Source organism: Stenotrophomonas sp. GD03794 (genome assembly GCF_029842145.1).
GTDB classification, from domain to species: domain Bacteria; phylum Pseudomonadota; class Gammaproteobacteria; order Xanthomonadales; family Xanthomonadaceae; genus Stenotrophomonas; species Stenotrophomonas riyadhensis.
Genome location: NZ_JAOCFV010000009.1, coordinates 17256 through 31595, shown reverse-complemented (window position 1 = coordinate 31595; position 14340 = coordinate 17256). Strand labels below are relative to the sequence as shown.

Annotated in this window: 9 protein-coding genes; 5 read left to right on the top strand and 4 right to left on the bottom strand. The window is 67.6% G+C overall.

The features are described from left to right. Positions 1-2 precede the first annotated feature (2 nt). The 4 genes from prpF (at position 3) to pbpC (ending at position 10331) form a co-directional block, all read left to right on the top strand. On the top strand, positions 3-1181 hold the full coding sequence (gene prpF, locus N5D91_RS07370) for a 2-methylaconitate cis-trans isomerase PrpF (protein WP_110713177.1): 1179 nt from the start codon (positions 3-5) through the stop codon (positions 1179-1181). 124 nt (positions 1182-1305) lie between these two features. After that, positions 1306-2766 (top strand): bifunctional 2-methylcitrate dehydratase/aconitate hydratase, encoded by a 1461-nt coding sequence (locus tag N5D91_RS07365; protein ID WP_180855563.1) that lies wholly within the window; start codon positions 1306-1308, stop codon positions 2764-2766. Between the two features lie 226 nt (positions 2767-2992). Further along, positions 2993-7900 (top strand): alpha-2-macroglobulin, encoded by a 4908-nt coding sequence (locus tag N5D91_RS07360; RefSeq protein ID WP_279908475.1) that lies wholly within the window; start codon positions 2993-2995, stop codon positions 7898-7900. Positions 7901-7949: 49 nt separating this feature from the next. Further along, the gene (gene pbpC, locus N5D91_RS07355) at positions 7950-10331 is read left to right on the top strand and encodes a penicillin-binding protein 1C (protein WP_180855562.1); all 2382 of its coding nucleotides are present in this window, start codon (positions 7950-7952) and stop codon (positions 10329-10331) included. Between the two features lie 99 nt (positions 10332-10430). On the opposite strand, the gene N5D91_RS07350 is transcribed toward pbpC, so the two are convergent. Both N5D91_RS07350 and N5D91_RS07345 read right to left on the bottom strand, forming a co-directional pair. Then, the gene (locus N5D91_RS07350) at positions 10431-11006 is read right to left on the bottom strand and encodes a ferritin-like domain-containing protein (protein WP_110713170.1); all 576 of its coding nucleotides are present in this window, start codon (positions 11004-11006) and stop codon (positions 10431-10433) included. Between the two features lie 29 nt (positions 11007-11035). Continuing rightward, positions 11036-11518 carry a peroxiredoxin gene (locus N5D91_RS07345; RefSeq protein ID WP_180855362.1) on the bottom strand — a complete coding sequence of 161 codons (483 nt, stop codon included), beginning with the start codon at positions 11516-11518 and terminating at the stop codon, positions 11036-11038. 261 nt (positions 11519-11779) lie between these two features. Between N5D91_RS07345 and N5D91_RS07340 the strand changes: the two genes are divergently transcribed. Beyond that, complete coding sequence (locus N5D91_RS07340; RefSeq protein ID WP_180855361.1) at positions 11780-12670, top strand: DnaJ C-terminal domain-containing protein; 891 nt, start codon at positions 11780-11782, stop codon at positions 12668-12670. A gap of 88 nt (positions 12671-12758) precedes the next feature. Here N5D91_RS07340 and pilH read toward each other — a convergent pair whose 3' ends face one another. Beyond that, on the bottom strand, positions 12759-13130 hold the full coding sequence (gene pilH, locus N5D91_RS07335; protein ID WP_005410644.1) for a twitching motility response regulator PilH: 372 nt from the start codon (positions 13128-13130) through the stop codon (positions 12759-12761). Positions 13131-13218: 88 nt separating this feature from the next. Continuing rightward, positions 13219-14214, bottom strand: coding sequence for a YhdH/YhfP family quinone oxidoreductase (locus N5D91_RS07330; protein ID WP_180855360.1), 996 nt, complete (start codon positions 14212-14214; stop codon positions 13219-13221). Positions 14215-14340: the final 126 nt, after the last annotated feature.

The window sequence follows — 14340 nt, the reverse complement described above, 5'->3', positions numbered from 1 at the left end:
CCATGACCTTCCTCCCGCAACTCCGTATTCCCGCCACCTACATGCGCGGCGGCACCAGCAAGGGCGTGTTCTTCCGCCTGCAGGACCTGCCCGAGGCCGCGCAGGTGCCTGGCGCCGCACGCGATGCGCTGCTGATGCGCGTGATCGGTTCGCCCGATCCGTATGGCAAGCAGACCGACGGCATGGGCGGCGCCACCTCCAGCACCAGCAAGTGCGTGATCATCTCCACCGCCTCGGTGCCTGACCACGACGTGGACTACCTGTACGGCCAGGTGTCGATCGACACCGCCTTCGTCGACTGGAGCGGCAACTGCGGCAACCTCAGCACTGCGGTGGGTCCGTTCGCGATTGCCAATGGTCTGATCGATCCGGCCCGCGTGCCGCGTGACGGCCTGTGCACCGTGCGCATCTGGCAGGCCAACATCGGCAAGACCATCATCGCGCACGTGCCGATGCGCGATGGCGAAGTACAGGAGATCGGCGATTTCGAGCTGGATGGCGTGACCTTCCCGGCCGCCGAGATCCAGCTGGAATTCATCGATCCGTCCGATGACGGCGATGCGGGCGCGATGTTCCCGACCGGCAATCTGGTCGATACCCTGGAAGTGCCCGGCGTGGGTAGCTTCGAGGTGACGATGATCACCGCCGGCATCCCGACCATCTTCCTCAACGCCGCCGACCTGGGCTACACCGGCACCGAGCTGCAGCCGGCGATCAACGAGGACAAGGCCGCACTGCAGAAATTCGAGACCATCCGCGCACATGGCGCGCTGCGCATGGGTCTGATCAAAAACCTGGAAGATGCGGCGACCCGCCAGCACACGCCGAAGGTGGCCTTCGTGGCGCCGGCGCAGGACTATGTGTCGTCCAGCGGCAAGGCCATTGCGGCCTCGGCCATCGACCTGCACGCACGTGCGCTGTCGATGGGCAAGCTGCACCACGCGATGATGGGCACGGCCGCCGTGGCGATCGGTACTGCGGCGGCGATTCCGGGCACCCTGGTCAACCGTGCCGCCGGTGGTGGCGAACGCGAAGCGGTGACCTTCGGTCATCCCTCCGGCACGCTGCGCGTGGGTGCGCAGGCCGGTCTCGTTGACGGCCAGTGGACGGTGACCAAGGCCATCATGAGCCGCAGCGCCCGCGTGCTGATGGAAGGCAAGGTGCGGGTACCGGCCGAGTGATGCGTTGGTAAACGCCAACCAAGGTTGGCGACTACCGGGCCGCAGAGACCGATTGCTTTGGTAGATGCCAACCTTGGTTGGCATGGTGCACGGGCAACCGTGCACCGCAACGAGGAGATCGACGATGTCCGACAGCCACACCCCCTCCAACGAGCGTGCAGCGTGGGATGCGCTGTTGGTGGACATCGTCGATTACGTGCGCGACGCACGCATCGACTCACCGCTGGCGTTCCAGACCGCGCATCACTGCCTGCTCGACACGCTGGGCTGTGGCCTGGAGGCGCTGTCTTTCCCGGCCTGCAGCAAGCTGCTCGGTCCACTGGTGCCGGGCATCAGCGTGGTCAACGGTGCGCGTGTGCCGGGTACGCACTACGTGCTGGACCCGGTGCAGGCCGCCTTCAACCTCGGCGCGATGGTGCGCTGGCTGGATTTCAACGACACCTGGCTGGCGGCCGAATGGGGCCATCCGTCGGACAACCTGGGCGGCATCCTTGCCGTCTGCGATTGGCTGGGTCGCAACGCGCAGGCCCTGCGCCGCCCGCCGCCGATCGTGCACGACGTGCTGCTGGCGATGATCAAGGCGCACGAGATCCAGGGTGTACTGGCCCTGCAGAATTCCTTCAATCGGGTCGGGCTGGACCATGTGGTGCTGGTCAAGGTCGCCACCACCGCTGTGGTGGCGCAGCTGCTCGGGCTGGATCGCGAACGCATGCTCAATGCGCTGTCGCTGGCCTGGGTCGATGGCCAGGCGCTGCGAACCTACCGGCATGCGCCCAACACCGGCTCGCGCAAGAGCTGGGCGGCCGGCGACGCGACCAGCCGTGGCGTGCGCCTGGCGCTGATGGCGGCCAGCGGCGAGATGGGCTACCCCAGCGTGCTCAGCGCACCGACCTGGGGCTTCGAAGCGGTGTCCATGCATGGCCAGAGGCTGACGCTGGGGCGACCGCTGGGCAGCTATGTGATGGAGAACGTGCTGTTCAAGATCAGCTACCCGGCCGAGTTCCACGGCCAGACCGCAGTGGAGGCGGCGATCGCGCTGCACCAGCAGTTGCGCACGATGGGGCGGCGGGTCGAGGACATCGCGCACATCGCGATCCGGACCCAGGACGCCTGCATCCGCATCATCGACAAGCAGGGGCCGCTGCACAACCCGGCGGACCGCGACCACTGCGTGCAGTACATGATCGCCATCGCGCTGCTGCATGGGCGGCTGGTGGCCGAGGACTACGAGGACGACGTCGCCGCCGATCCGCGCATCGACGCATTGCGCGCAAAGATGGCCTGCCACGAGGATCCGCAGCTCAGCGCCGACTACCTGGACCCGGGCAAGCGCAGCATCGCCAACGGCCTCAGCATGCGCTTCAACGATGGCAGTGAACTGCCGGAAGTGCTGGTGGAGTACCCGCTCGGCCACGCGCGTCGCCGCGAAGAGGGTATTCCGCTGCTGATGGACAAGTTCCGCCGTCACCTGGCCCACCGTTTCCCGACCGCCCAGCAGCAGCGCATCCTGGCCGCCTCGCTGGACCCGGTGGCGCTGGCGGCGATGCCGGTGACCGACTACGTGGATCTGTACCTGCCGGGGTAGGGGGCTTCGCCGGATCTGGCGCTGCGCCTGCTTGCCGGGCACGTAGCTGCACCTGCTTTGGTAGGTGCCAACCTTGGTTGGCACGGCCGACGCCAACCACGGTTGGCGACTACCGATCCCGCCGGCCGGCGGCCGGTGCTACCCGCGCCCGGAGCAATTGCCGAATTCGCGTCAACACCTTGACGCAGCCCGCCTATAATGGCCACCTCGATCAAGGAGTGACGACATGAGCGGTCCGGCACGGCGGAAGCGGTGGGGATGGGCGGCGGCTGTACTGGCAGGAGGCCTGTTGCTGGGCCTGGCCGGCTGCCGCAACGACAGCGGGCAGCTGCCCAAGACCAGCGGTGAAGCGATCACCACCAAGGCCGAGCAGGTGAAGGAATTCACCCTGCTGCGCGCCTACCCGGACCAGAAGAATGACGGCCTGTCGCTGGCGCTGGAGTTCTCGCGCCCGCTGGTCGGCACCCAGGATTTCGACAAGCTGGTGCGCTTCGAAGAGAAGGTCGGCACCGACGACAGCAGCTGGACGCTGTCCGATGACGGCCTGACCCTGCGTTACCCGTTCGTCGAGGCTGGCAAGGAGTTCAGCCTGGTGGTCTCGGCCGACCTGCTCGCCGCCGATGGCAGCCGCCTGGGCAAGGAACTGAAGCAGAAGGTGTTCAGCGGCGAGCTGAAGCCGGTGGTCGGTTTCGCCTCGCAGGGCAGCGTTCTGCCGGCCAAGGACAGCCGAGGCCTGCCGGTGGTCTCGGTGAACGTGCCGGAGGTCGACGTCGAGTTCCTGCGCGTGCGCGAGAAGGACCTGCCGACCTTCTTCAGCCAGTACCAGCGCGGCGGCCGCCGTGGCAGCTGGGAGCTGAGCAGCGACTACGAGCGCAGCCCGATCAACAAGCTGGCCGAGCCGGTCTACGTCAACCGCTTCATCCTCGGCGGCAAGAAGAACGAGCGGGTGCTGACCTACCTGCCGACCCAGGACATCAAGGAACTGCAGGAGCCGGGCCTGTACTTCGCCCTGCTCAAGCGCACCGGTGACTATGAATGCGAGTTCGACACCGCGTTCTTCTCGGTCAGCGACATCGGCCTGCATACCCGTGCCTACAAGGACAAGCTGTTCGTACATACCGCCGGCCTCAAGGACGGTGCCCCGCTGAAGAACATCGACCTGCGCGTGCTGGATGCCAAGGGCGAGGTGGTGCTCAAGGGCAGCACCGACGGCAATGGCAATGCGCTGCTGAACTACACCCTGGATGCCACCCACGTGCTGGTCGCCAGCAGCGGCAAGGACACCAGCTTCCTGCCGTTCAACCAGCCGGCGCTGGACCTGAGCGAATTCGCCGTGGCCGGCCGTGACAACGCCTGGTTCGACGTCTATGCCTGGTCCGGGCGCGACCTGTATCGCCCGGGCGAAACCGTGCGCCTGTCCGCGCTGCTGCGCGACAACGACGGCAAGCCGGTCAAGGCTCAGCCGGTGTTCCTGCGCCTGAAGCAGCCCGATGGCAAGACCTTCCGCGAGACTCGCCTGCAGCCGGGCGAGCAGGGCTACATCAACTTCGAGCAGGTGATCCCCGCCGAGGCGCCGACCGGGCGCTGGCAGGTCGAGTTCCGCACCGATCCGGCCAGCAAGGAAGCGATCCAGGGCATGACCCTGCGCATCGAAGAGTTCCTGCCCGAGCGCATGAAGCTTGACCTGGACAGCGCGCAGAAGACGCTGAAGCCGGGTGAGGACCTGCGCCTGCAGGCCAATGGCGCCTATCTGTATGGCGCGCCGGCCGATGGCAACCGTTTCACCGCGCGCATGGCGGTGGCCGTCGAGCAGAAGCCGGTGGACGGCCTGCCAGGCTATTTCTTCGGTGACCCGACCCTGCAGCTGCCGCGCGAGGCCAAGGACGTGATCGATACCACGCTGCCGGCCAATGGCCAGCTGCGTGAGGACGTTGCGTTGCCGGAAGAGGCGGCCAAGGCCAAGGCACCGATCGCCGTGGTGCTGTCCGGCAGCCTGTATGAAACCGGTGGCCGCACGGTCACCCGTACCCTGAAGCGGGTGATGTGGCCGGCCAATGCGCTGGTCGGCGTGCGCCCGCTGTTCAACCCCGAGGACGGCGCCGATTCCAACGGCAATGCGCGCTTCGAACTGATGCGTGTGGATGCCGCCGGTGCGCCGCAGCCGGCCAAGGGTTTGAAGATCACCCTGGTGCGCGAACTGCGCGACTACCACTGGACTTTCAACGACAACCGCTGGGACTACGACTACACCCGCCGCTTCGAGAACAAGGAAACCCGCACCGTCGATGCCGGCAGCAGCGCGGTCGCCTTCGACTTCCCGGTGGAGTGGGGTGAGTACCGGGTGGACGTGTTCGATCCGTCCACCGGCCTGACCAGCCGCTACCCGTTCCGCGCCGGCTGGAGCTGGGGCGACGACAACCGCGGCCTGGACGCGCGCCCGGACAAGGTCAAGCTGGGCCTGGACAAGACCGGCTACAAGGCCGGTGACACCCTGGAAGTGACGGTGACCCCGCCGCATGCCGGCAAGGGCATCCTGATGGTCGAGACCGACCGCATGCTGTACGTGCAGGACATCGAGGCCAAGCCGGGTTCGACCTTCAAGATTCCGGTCACCGCCGACTGGGAACGCCACGACGTCTATATCACCGCGCTGGTGTTCCGTGGCGGCAGTGCGCCGAGCAAGATCACCCCGGCCCGTGCCGTGGGCGTGGTGCACGTGCCGATGGACCGCAAGGGCCGCACCGTCGCCGTCGGCCTGGCTGCGCCCAAGCAGATGCGCCCGGAGCAGGACCTGCCGGTGACGGTCAGCGCACCGCAGCTGGCCGGCAAGATGGCGCACGTCACCGTCTCGGCGGTGGACGTGGGCATCCTCAACATCACCCGCTTCCCGGTGCCCGATGCCGGTGCGCACTTCTTCGCCCAGCGTCGCCTCGGCATCGATGCCTACGACATCTACAGCCGGGTGATCGAGAGCTTTGATGGCGGTGCCGGCAAGCTGAAGTTCGGTGGCGACATGGCGCTGCAGGCGTTGCCGCAGGCCAAGCGCCCGACCGCGCGCGTGCAGACCGTGGACCTGTTCTCCGGCCCGGTGCAGCTCGACGCCAAGGGCATCGCCCGGATCCGCCTGAAGGTGCCGGACTTCAACGGTACCCTGCGCGTGTCGGCGTTGGTCTACAGCGATGACCAGTACGGCAAGCGCGATGTGGAAACCATCGTGCGCGCGCCGATCCTGGCCGAAGCCAGCATGCCACGCGTACTCGCCCCGGGCGACCGCAGCACGGTGACCCTGGACGTGCAGAACTTCACCGGCAAGCCGGGCCAGTTCACCGTGAAGGTGGAAAGCGAAGGCCCGTTGAACCTGGGCGAGGGCAGCCGCAGCGTGCAGTTGAATGCCGATGCCAAGACCACGCTGAGCTTCCCGCTGTCGGCGCGCGAGGGCCACAGCGTGGCCAAGGTGCGGGTGCGGGTGGACGGCAACGGCTTCAAGGCCGATCGCCGCTACGACCTGCCGGTGCGTGCGGCGTGGCCGCAGGTATTGCGTTCGCAGGTGCGTACGCTGGATCCGCTGGCCGCGGTCAGCCTCGATAACAGCCTGACCGATGGCCTGATGTCCGAGTCGGTGAATGCTCGCCTGCTGGTCAGTCCGCTGCCGCCGATTCCGTTCGCCAGTGCACTGCAGGGCGCGCTGAACTACCCGTATGGCTGTGCCGAGCAGACCACCAGCAAGGGCTACGCTGCGTTGATCCTGGACCAGGCGACGTCGTCAATGCTCGGTGCCGACGGGCTGGATGCCAAGACCCGTCGCGAGCGCATGGAAGGTGCGTTTGGCCGCCTGGCGTCGATGCAGGTGGCCAATGGCAACTTCTCGATGTGGGGTGACGACGGCTACGTGAACCCGTGGCTGACCCCGTACATCACCGAGTTCCTGCTCGACGCGAAGGACGCCGGTTTCGCGGTGCCCGACAACGTGCTGCAGAAGGCGCTCAACCGTCTCAGCGAGGATCTGCTGTCCGGCGGCAACCAGTTCTACGGCCAGGACGACCGCGAGAAGCTGAAGTTCGCCAACCAGGCCTATTCGGGCTACGTGCTGGCCCGGGTCAACCGCGCTCCGCTGGGGACGCTGCGCACGCTGTATGACAACGAGCGCAGCAAGGCGGTCGGCGGCCTGTCGCTGGTCCATCTGGGCGTGGCGCTGTCGCTGCAGGGCGATGCCAAGCGTGGCCAGGCGGCATTGGCCGCCGCCTTCGCCAAGTCCAGCAGCGAACGCCCGTCGTACTTCGGCGACTACGGCAGTGCGATCCGTGATGACGCGCTGATGATCGCGCTGACCCACGAAAACAAGCTGGCCAAGCCAGCCTGGGATGCACGTGCGGTTGACCTCGGCCGTGGCCTGGATGCGCGCCGCAATGCCGGCTGGATGTGGCTGAGCACGCAGGAACAGGTAGCGATTGCCCGCCTTGGCAAGGCACTGGCCGCCAACCAGAAGGCGCTGGTGGCCGGTGAACTGGTGATCGGCGGCACGACCGAAGCGATCGGCGAGCGCAAGCTGTTCGGCCGCAACTTCAGCGCCAGCGAGCTGGCCAGCGGCGTGCGCTTCACTCCGCAGGGGCAGCCGCCGATGTTCGCCAGCATCGACGTGGCCGGTATCCCGCGCAGCGCGCCGGCACCGGATAACAGCGTGCTGGGCGTCGAGCGCAGCTACTACGGCACCGATGGCAAACCGTGGTCGCCGCGTCCGCTGAAGGAGGGCGAAGCCCTGATCGTGCGGGTCACCGTCACCGCCGACACCACGATGCCCGATGCATTGCTGACCGACCTGTTGCCGGCCGGCCTGGAGATCGAGAACTTCAATCTGGGCGACGCCAAGCAGTGGGCCGATGTGGTGGTTGATGGCATCACCATCAGCGACCGCGGTGAAGCCGCCGACACCAAGCATGAGGAGTTCCGCGACGACCGCTATGTGGCCGCGCTGAAGCTCTCGCGTGGCAGCAAGGCCAACGTGTTCTATCTGGTGCGTGCGGTGACCCCGGGTACCTACTCGGTGCCGCCGCCGCTGGTGGAGGACATGTACCGGCCGCAGCTGCGCGGCGTCGGCCGCAGCAACCCGACCACGATCACGGTGGTACAGCCGTGACCGCGCGGACGGGCCGCGACGGCGCGGCCCGTCCTGCTGGCAACCCGCAATGAAGAACACGATGACGACCCGGCTGGCGGCCCTGCGCCGCCGGCTGCGGCCGCTGTGGCCGTGGCTGCGCTGGGGTACGGCGGGTCTGTTGGCACTGCTGCTGGTGCTGGATTTCGCCTTCCCGCCGCCGCTGCCGAAGCAGCGTGATACCAGCACCCTGGTGGTGGCTGCAGACGGCACACCGTTGCGTGCGTTCGCCGATGCCGAGGGCGTGTGGCGCTATCCTGCTTCCATCGACAGCGTCTCGCCGCTGTACCTGCAGGCGCTGCTGACCTACGAGGACCGCTGGTTCTGGCGCCATCCGGGCATCAACCCGCTGGCGATCCTGCGTGCCAGCGGCCAGCTGCTGCGCGGCGGTCGCATCGTGTCCGGTGGCTCGACCCTGACCATGCAGGTCGCCCGCATCCTCGATCCGCATACGCGCACGCCCTGGGGAAAGCTCAAGCAGATGCTGCGCGCGGTGCAGCTGGAAGTGCACCTGAGCAAGCCGCAGATCCTGGCCCTGTACCTGGAACGCGCGCCGTACGGCGGCACTATCGAGGGCGTGGAAGCGGCCAGCTGGGCCTATCTGGGCAAGCCGGCGGCGCAACTGTCGCATGCCGAGGCCGCGCTGCTGGCGGTGCTGCCGCAGGCGCCGAGCCGGCTGCGCCCGGACCGCCACCCGGAAGCGGCACAGAAGGCGCGCGACAAGGTGCTGTCACGCATGGCCGAGCTGGGCGCGTGGACAGCGGACGAGGTGGAGGACGCGCGCATCGAGAACGTGGTCGCGCGCTCGCTGCGGCCGCCGTTGCATGCCGCGCTGCTGGCGCAGCGCCTGCATTCGGCGCATCCAGGCCAGGCGCGCATCCAGAGCAGCATCGACATCGGCCTGCAGCGCACGCTGGAAGAACGCGTGGCCAGCTATTTCTCGACGCTGCCCGAGCGCACCTCGGCGGCGCTGCTGGTGGTCGACAACCAGACCCTGCAGGCACGCGCCTATGTCGGCACGCTGGCGTTCGGCGACCGCCAGCGCCTTGGCCACGTGGACATGGTGCAGGCCTGGCGTTCGCCGGGCTCCACGCTCAAGCCGTTCCTGTACGCGATGGCGCTGGACGATGGCCTGATCCATTCGGAAAGCCTGCTGGTCGATGCGCCGCAGAGTTTCGGCAGCTACCGTCCCGGCAACTTCGACATGGCCTTCAATGGGCCGATTGGTGCCTCCAGTGCATTGCGGCTGTCACTCAATGTGCCCTCGGTGGACCTGCTGCAACGGGTGGGCGCGGCGCGCTTCGCCGCACGCCTGTCGCACTCTGGCATCCAGCTGCGCTTCCCACCGGGCAGCACGCCCAACCTGTCGCTGATCCTGGGCGGCACCGGTGCGCGGCTGGAAGATCTGGTCGGTGCGTTCGCCGCGCTCAACCGCAACGGCATCGCCGGGCGCGTGCGCTACACCGATGACGAACCGATGATCGAGCGGCGCCTGGCCTCGCCGGGCGCCAGCTGGATCGTGCGCGAGATGCTGGAATCGAACCCTCGCCCGGGCTACAGCGTCGGTACCTTCGATGTCGGTGGACGCCCGCGGGTGGCGTGGAAGACCGGCACCAGTTACGGGTACCGCGATGCGTGGGCGATCGGCAGCACCCGCCACTACACCGTGGGCGTGTGGGTGGGCCGGCCGGACGGCACGCCGTTGCCGGGCCAGTACGGCGCGGTGACCGCGCTGCCGCTGATGTTCGAAGTGGTGGACAGCCTGCCGCGCCAGCGCGGCGATTCGGCTGCTGCACCGATGCCGGCAAGTGTCAGCCAGGAAGATATCTGCTGGCCCACCGGCGAACGCGCCGAGGGCCTGCCGGCGGCACTGTGCCAGCGGCGGATGTCGGCCTATCTGCTGGACGGCGCGGCGCCGCCGACCTTCCCTGAGCGCGAGGCGCGGCGCTGGCAGCCGGGACGGCAGCGTTATCTCGCAGACGCACGGACCGGCCTGCGTGTGTCGGCCGATTGCCGTGCGTCACACGAGGAGGTGACACGTGAGATCGCGCGCTGGCCGGCGCTGCTGTCACCGTGGTTGTCCAAGGCCACGCGCGAGGCCTCGCAGCTGCCGGCGCTATCGCCAGACTGCCGCGACGATGGGCGCGAAGCCAGCGTGGCGCTGCATGTGGACGGGCTCAACGACGGCGCCACGCTGGCGCGCGCGCCGAATGCGGAACATGGCGTGCGCCTGCAGCTGCGCGCGCTGGGCAGTGAGCAGGCAGTGGACTGGTTGCTGGATGGACGCTGGATCGCGCAGACCCACGGCGCGCAGTTGATGCAGCGCGAATTCGCCGAGCCGGGCGCACACACCCTGACCGCGCTGGCGGCTGACGGCGCGTGGACGCAGGTGCGGTTCAACGTTCTCCGGTAAATGTCCTGCGGTAGGTACCGGGCCCTTGTAGAGTCGAGCCATGCTCGACTGCTTTTCCCCAGTCGAGCATGGCTCGACTCTACAGAGAGCGTTGGGCCGCTATTCCCCGATCCACCCATCCAGCAGGTCGGCGAATTCGTCGGCGTGCTCCTCTTCCTGCGCCAGGATCTCCTCGAGGATGCGCTTGGTGGTGGTATCGCGGTCGCCGATGAAGTTGATCATCTCGCGGTAGCTATCGATGGCAATGCGTTCGGCCACCAGGTTCTCACGGACCATGTCGCGCAGGTCGCTGCCTTCCTTGTATTCGGCATGCGAGCGCGCGGTCAGCGTATCGGGGTTGAAGTCCGGCTCGCCGCCGAGCTGGACGATGCGCTCGGCCAGCTTGCCGGCGTGCGCCTGTTCCTGCTGTGCATGCTCGAGGAACTCGGCCTTGACCGCGTCGGCCAACATGCCCTTGGCCATGAAGTAATGCCGGTAGTAGCGCAGCACGCATACGTACTCGGTGGCCAGTGCGTCGTTGAGCAGCTTGATCACCACCTTGCGGTCGGCACTGTAGCTGTCGGTGATCGCACCGTCCTCGATGTTGCGTCGTGCACGCTCGCGCAGGGTCTTGCGATCGCTGATGCCGGGTACCTTGGCGGCAGATCTGGGAGCTTTGGCTGGCTTGCTGGACATGGCTGGCCGTTTCCTCTTGCGGTGGAAGATCAGGTGGGCAGGTGGTCCAGCACGTATTCGGCCGAAGACACCTCGAACTGGCCGGGCTGTTCGATCCAGGCCGCGCGCACCACACCGTCGACCACATACAGCGCAAAGCGGCGCGAGCGGATGCCCATGCCCGAGGCACTGGCATCCAGTTCCAGGCAGAGTGCGCGGGTCAGTTCGGCGTTGCCATCGGACAGCATCAGCAGGCCGTCGGGCACGCTCTGGTCGGCAGCCCAGGCCTTCATCACGAACGGGTCGTTGACGGCCATGCAGTAGACGTCGATGCCGCGCTGGCGGAATGCCTGGAACTTCTCGACGTAGCCGGGCAGGTGGCGCGCCGAGCAGGTCGGGGTGAACGCACCGGGCACCGCGAACAGCACCACCTTGCGTGCGTCGAACAGCGAGTGCGTATCGAGCGTTTCGATGCCCTCGCGGATGCGCTTGAGGGTCACTTCCGGAACGCGGTCGCCGACATGGATGGTCATGGGGAACTCCTTGCTGGGGCAGGCTAGTGGGCCGGATGGGACAGGGGCGTCAAGACATTGGAAACCCGGTGTGCAGGCCCCATCTTCAGGCTTTGTGGCAGGGGCTTCCAGCCACAGCGTGGCGCATGGGGATGGCAGCCGCATTGCGCAGGATCAGTCGGCCTCACCGGGGCCGCACGAGGGGCGGCGTAGCATCGCCGGCGCGTAGAATGAACCCGGGGCGGCGCCACCGGCGCGGCCGAAGCAGATCGAGGTAGCTGGATGGAATTCAAGGATTACTACGCCACCCTGGGGGTGGAACCGAGCGCGGGCGAGGCGGAGATCAAGACCGCCTACCGCCGGCTGGCACGCAAGTACCACCCGGACGTCAGCAAGGAGGCCGGGGCCGAAGACAAGTTCAAGGCGGTCAACGAGGCCTACGAGGCGCTGCGCGACCCCGAAAAGCGGGCGGCGTATGACCAGCTGCGCGCACAGGGCTATCGCCCGGGCGAGGAGTTCAACGTACCGCCGAACTACGGCGGTGCCGGCGGCTTCAATTTCGAGGAAGTATTCGGCGGTGGCGGCCCCAATGGCGGCTTCAGCGACTTCTTCGAGAGCCTGTTCGCGCGTCAGCGCGGTGGCGGAGCCGGTCCGGGGCCGGGCTTCAGCAGCCAGGGCCACGCGCCCAACCGCGACACCCGCGCCAAGCTGTCGGTTCCGCTGGAAGCGGCCTATAGCGGCGACAGCCTGCGCATCACCGTCAACGGCAAGCAGCTGGACGTGCGCGTGCCCAAGGGCATCCGCCCAGGCCAGGTGATCCGGCTGGCCGGGCAGGGCAACCATGGCGGCAACCTGCTGCTGGAAGTGGAATATGCCGCCCACCCACAGTTCGAGGTCGATGGCCGCAACATCCTCTATACGCTGCCGGTGACCCCGTGGCAGGCCGCGCTGGGTACCAGCATCAGCGTGCCGACCCTGGGTGGAGCGGTGGAATTGAAGATTCCGGCCGATTCCGATGCCGGCCGCAAGCTGCGCCTGCGCGGCCGCGGGCTGCCGGGCAGCCCGGATGGCGACCAGATTGTTGAAATCGAGATCGTGGCCCCGGCCGCGACCGACGAGGCGCAGAAGAAGGCCTACCGCAATCTGGCCAAGGCGTTCGGCGAGACCATTTGAAGGTAGTGCCGGCCGCTGGCCGGCAACTTCATTGCCCGGGACGGTGATGCGTGGTTGCCGGCCAGCGGCCGGCACTACCGCGCGTGTCTCAGCCCTGCCCGGCGAACACCCGTTCCAGCACCTCGGACAGTTCGTCTTCCGAGAACGGCTTGGTGATGTAGGCCTTGGCGCCCTGGCGCATGCCCCACATGCGGTCGGTGTCCTGGTCCTTGGTGGTCACCAGGATCACCGGGATGTGCCGGGTCGCCTCGTCGCGGGCGAGGGTGCGGGTGGCCTGGAAGCCATTGAGGTTGGGCATCACCACGTCCATCAGGACCAGGTCGGGCAGCTCGGCCTTGGCGGTTTCGACCCCGGCGGCGCCATCGGTGGCGGTCAGGATCTGGTGCCCGAGCTTCTCGACGATGCGCTGTATCCCCAACAGCTGCGACGGTGAGTCGTCGACGATCAGAATGCGTGCCATGTTGTTCCCCATGTAATGCCCGCAGTGTAGTGCGGGCCCATTACTGGCGGGAGGGGCGCATCTGCCGTCCGTCGCCTGCCTGCGACGTTCAGTCGATCCGCACCACGGTGCGGCCCAGCGAACCGCCCGCCAGCATCCGTTCGAATACGGCAGGAAGGCCATCGAGGCCGACTTCGGCGGTGCAGATGCGGTCCAGCTGCTGCGGCTTCCAGTCACTGCCCAGCCGCGACCACACTTCTTCGCGCAGCCCGCGCGGTGCATTGGCCGAGGACACGCCCAGCAGTGACACGCCGCGCAGGATGAACGGCATCACCGTCATATCCAGCGTCGGACTGGCGGCCAGACCGGCACTGACCACGCTGCCGTAGGGCACCGTCTGTGCCAGCAGGCTGGCAAGCATGTCGCCTCCGGCATTGTCGAGGCCCCCGCCGAAGCGGGCCGACTGCAGCGGGCCGGTGTCGGACAGTGCCTCGCGCGGTAGTACTTCAGTGGCGCCGATACCATGCAGGAACTCGGCCTGGTCCGGTTTGCCGCTGACTGCGTGCACGGTGTAGCCGGCACGACTGAAGATCGACAGCGCCAGCGCGCCGACACCGCCGCTGGCGCCGGTGACCGCCAACGGGCCGAGTTCCGGCACCTGCCGGTTGTCCTGCATGCGCAGCAGCGCCAGCGCCGCCGTGAAGCCGGCGGTGCCCAGCACCATCGCCTCACGCGGGGTCAGCCCGGCCGGCTGGGCGATCACCGCACGCGACTCCAGCCGCACATACTGGCTGTAGCCGCCATCGCGGGTCTCGCTGAGGCCGCAGCCGGTGGCCAGCACCGCATCGCCTTCACGCCAGTCCGGGTCGGTGGATGCCACCACGGTGCCGGCCACATCGATTCCGCCGACCAGCGGGAAGCGGCGCAGGATCATGCCCTTGCCGGTGCCCGCCAGCGCGTCCTTGTAGTTGACCGAAGACCAGTGGGCGCGGATCAGTACCTGGCCGGGGTTGAGGTCGTCGACATTGAGCTGGGCCAGGCCGCTGCGGTAGCCGGCGTCGTCGTTTTCGATGCGGAAGGCGGTGAACGGGGTGGTGGGGGCCATCGGCGTTGCCTGACTTCGAGGAAAACGCCACCTTACCCCGTTGCCCCCCTTTCGATCCTGCCGATCCGCCCCATCTTGTATGATCGGTGATGGTTTCACGGCTGGTGGTGCGGGAAGGGCCCGCGC

Coding starts and splice junctions, on each gene's coding strand:
- prpF (WP_110713177.1), top strand. CDS start 3: ATGACCTTCCTCCCGCAACTCCGTATTCCCGCCACCTACATGCGCGGC.
- N5D91_RS07365 (WP_180855563.1), top strand. CDS start 1,306: ATGTCCGACAGCCACACCCCCTCCAACGAGCGTGCAGCGTGGGATGCG.
- N5D91_RS07360 (WP_279908475.1), top strand. CDS start 2,993: ATGAGCGGTCCGGCACGGCGGAAGCGGTGGGGATGGGCGGCGGCTGTA.
- pbpC (WP_180855562.1), top strand. CDS start 7,950: ATGAAGAACACGATGACGACCCGGCTGGCGGCCCTGCGCCGCCGGCTG.
- N5D91_RS07350 (WP_110713170.1), bottom strand. CDS start 11,006: ATGTCCAGCAAGCCAGCCAAAGCTCCCAGATCTGCCGCCAAGGTACCC.
- N5D91_RS07345 (WP_180855362.1), bottom strand. CDS start 11,518: ATGACCATCCATGTCGGCGACCGCGTTCCGGAAGTGACCCTCAAGCGC.
- N5D91_RS07340 (WP_180855361.1), top strand. CDS start 11,780: ATGGAATTCAAGGATTACTACGCCACCCTGGGGGTGGAACCGAGCGCG.
- pilH (WP_005410644.1), bottom strand. CDS start 13,130: ATGGCACGCATTCTGATCGTCGACGACTCACCGTCGCAGCTGTTGGGG.
- N5D91_RS07330 (WP_180855360.1), bottom strand. CDS start 14,214: ATGGCCCCCACCACCCCGTTCACCGCCTTCCGCATCGAAAACGACGAC.